Below are 3602 nucleotides of genomic sequence, written 5' to 3'. Positions count from 1 at the left end.
CGCTGGAGCATGTTGTTCCAGTCGACTTCGTGGCCGTCGAATTCCGGGCCATCGACGCAGACGAACTTCGTCTTGCCGCCGATAGTCACGCGGCAGCCACCGCACATGCCGGTCCCGTCCACCATGATGCTGTTGAGGCTCACGACGGTCTTCACGCCGTAGGGCTTGGTGGTGAGAGCGCAGAACTTCATCATGATCGGAGGACCGATGGCAAGCACCATGTCGGGCTTGCCCTTCGTGTCTTCGCAGAGTTCCTTCAGCGGTTCGGTCACGAGACCCTTGCGGCCGTAGGAGCCGTCGTCGGTCATGAAGATGATGTTGTCGGCGAGAGCGGTCATTTCGTCCTTCATGAGGAAGAGGCTCTCGTTACGGGCACCCATGATGATGGTGACCTTGTTGCCGGCCTTCTTCATGGCCTGGACAATCGGGTGCATCGGGGCAATGCCCACGCCACCGCACACGCAAACCACGTGGCCAAAATTCTCGATGTGGGTCGGGGAACCCAGCGGTCCCACGAGCACCGGGATATCGTCACCGACTTCGAACTTGGAAAGTTCGGTGGTGGTCTTACCGACGGTCTGGAAAATCAGGGTGATGGAGCCTTCAGTCGTGTCGGCATCGGCGATGGTGAGAGGCACGCGTTCGCCGTTGTCCTTGTTCGTCTGGAGGATGATGAACTGGCCGGCCTTACGCTCTTGGGCGATCAGCGGGGCCTCGACGCGGAATTGGAATACCGCAGGAGATAACTGTTTTTTAAAGAGAATTTTTGCCATAGTGGCACCAAAAATAGAAAAAAGGCACCCCGGACGAGGTTACCTTTTTAATAAAATGATGTTCCAAAGCGGGCAAAAAGAGCCCGAACGGGCTACTCGTCCTTGATGCAGCGGAGGTAGCAGCCGTCATCCTTGTCCCGGGACTTTTCTTGCATAATCCCTGACGAGTCGGGCGCATAGGAAAGGGCGTTCACCGTATTACTTTCGCCACTGGGCTTGTCCTGCGTCGTAGTCCACCAGCATGGCTCCGCCTCAAACTTCTTCTCGGTATAAACGTAGGAACCTTTTTGGGAACCCGGCATGGTTCCATACTCAGCAGAGAAATTAAGTTTTTTCAATTCACTGTAATTTGGAACATGCCATCCGTCGGGGCATATGCCTTGCCTAGGAAGACTGAACTCGGCTTTATCGTCAAGATACTTTGTCCCCAAATCCACCGGTGCAGTCCAGTGGTAAAGGGAGCCCTGGCCTTCGCAATCAGCGGCGTTGCTTGTATTGCTGGAACTGTTGTAGCACCACCATGCCTGATTGTGGTTGCCGGCACCATCGCCATGGAAATTGAAGTTGTCTACCATAATTGTGACAGTGTTTATATTCCTATTATCGGGAACACGAGCGTCCAATATACGATAGCTCTGAGGTTCTCCGTTTTCCAGGTGGCGAGAATCGACAATCGTGTCATATGTCCAAATAGACCATGTATGGCTAAGCGTATCGTTACAACGATACCTACTAGTAAAGAGGCTCATTTTTTTTAGGGAAAAAAGCTTGTAATTGGGCCTATTGCAGGCTTTTTTTAATTCTTTTTCTTTTGCCGTTGCCGTACGCCACGCATAGCTGCCCGAAGAATACTCGCAGACATACGTATAGGTCGAATCCATTTTGTACCTCAACTCCCAGTTACACACGCTCCCTGTAGTTTTTTCTGCGGTAGTCGCATTGCGCCAACAAAAACCATTAATTTCATCAGTAATGCAGTTCTGCTTGGAACAGACATACTTTTGGGCATACACCTCATCATTTACCAGGATTGCATCCCCCTCCGCATGAGGAAATCCCCCATTTGTAAGGGCTCTAGATCCACACACAACCCCAGTTTCTTTCTCTACAAAATTTGCCGGGCGCCACCCTAACGAATCTGGGGATTGATAATATTCACATACATATCCGTTCAAAATTTCCGTTTTCTCTCCAGAACACACCTTCCCTGTCGCAATTTCTCCAGCGCTGGCTGGGCGCCAGAAATATCCCGTTGATGAAAGATACAAGCAAGTCCATTCCCCAAACACGGAGTCTTTCATCTTATAGGAACAAACCTTGCCTGCAGCAATTTCGTACGCCGTAGCAACTCGCCAGTGACAATTCGAATAAGAATTGCTAGTACCATTACTATCATACCCACAAACATAGCCGTTCACAACGTTGTCTCCCACGCTTTGTGCAACTTTAGTATTGCAAGGCATCCCTGTCGCAAGTTCTTCCTCGGAAGCCGTACGCCATTTCAACGTTTGGTCCTTGATAAGGCATGTATAGCCATTCTGTACACGGGTGCTGTCCATATTCCTCCTGGTGCAGAATGCGTTATTCGCCTTCTCTGCCGCAGACTGTTTTCGCCAGTTATAAACGGCTCCAGCCTCAGAGTTGGTATGTACACAGGCATAACCGTTCACGAATGTTGAGTCGATATCCTTGTTGCAGAATTTCTTTGTCACGAACTCGGCCTCCGATATGGCGTTCCACTTGCCGCCGGAACAATACCAATAGGCACTATCCGGTGTCATTTGCATCTCGCCATCCCTGCCGGCCGTGCAGAACCCAAGTTCGAACACCTCTCCCGTGATTTCGGTCCAGGAACCGCTTTCGCAAGCATAAAAGTGCTCATTATCGAGTTTTTTGCGTTCACCCTCGCGACCTTCGGTACATACGATGCCCAGTCCGAAAGTAACACCGTCCGTTTCCACCCATGTGTTTCCGGAACACATGTAATAAGAGCCAGATTCTGTTTTCTTCAGGGTGCTATCCGCGACATCCTCGCTGCCGCATACGCCAATTTCCTCTTCGAGTTCACTCAGCTTATCCCAGGAGCCGTCCTTGCCATTGAAATGGCAGACGTAAGTCCCCGCTTTCTTGGTAGAGGCCACTTCCATGTTCCGCTTTTCGGTGCAGAGTTTGAGTTCGTAGGCAACGGAATCGATTTCAAGCCACTGCTTGCCGGTACAGACAAAGTATTCTTTGGACTTGGTAGCCACGTACTCGTTGTCGCGGTCTTCGGTGCATTCCTTGAGTTCGAACTGGGTCTCGGTGATCTTGTTCCACGAGCCGGCCTTGCACACGTAGTATTCGGCAGTCTTCCCGCCCTTGTATTCCTTGAACTGGCCTTCCATCTTGCCGGTGCAGAGGCCGAGTTCCGTGTCGAGGGCGGTCGCCTTGTGCCAGCGTTTCGCCGTGCAGGCGTAGCCCGCGCCGTAGTTTTCGCTCTTCTTGTTGCTGTTCTTCTCGATGGTGGATTCCAGGCTGTCGGTGCATGCGCCGAGGCCGTATTCATTTGTCCAGAACGCATAGAGCGCCGATTCAAAGTCGGGGACGGCCGCCACGAGCTTCATCGCCTTCACGTTCTCGCGGATCGCGGCGAAGTTGTCGGTGCTGTCGACTTTCGAGGCCCAGTCGGCGAAGGCGGCGGTCGCTTCCGCGCTGTCGAGGCCGCCGGTCGAACCGAAGAACTCCTCGATTCCGCCGAGGAGGATGCCGAACTTGCTGGCCGAAAGGTCGCCCTGCAAAAGGATGGAGGCGAAAAGCAGGGCCTTGCCTGCAGAAGTCGTGTCGGAGAGG

1 protein-coding gene and 1 pseudogene are annotated in these 3602 nt (G+C 52.5%); both read right to left on the bottom strand.

Features of this window, described 5'->3' with window-relative positions; genetic code table 11:
* A partial coding sequence (locus B2310_RS08430) for a sulfide/dihydroorotate dehydrogenase-like FAD/NAD-binding protein (RefSeq protein WP_290730471.1) occupies positions 1-773 on the bottom strand: 773 nt, incomplete at its 3' end.
* A 92-nt stretch (positions 774-865) separates the two neighbouring features.
* Positions 866-3602 (bottom strand): annotated as a pseudogene (locus B2310_RS08425) (FISUMP domain-containing protein); the annotation flags it as partial.

It is taken from the genome of Fibrobacter sp. UBA3629, from assembly GCF_002374005.1.
Lineage (GTDB): Bacteria > Fibrobacterota > Fibrobacteria > Fibrobacterales > Fibrobacteraceae > Fibrobacter.
This window is presented reverse-complemented; position numbering and strand designations above follow the sequence as displayed.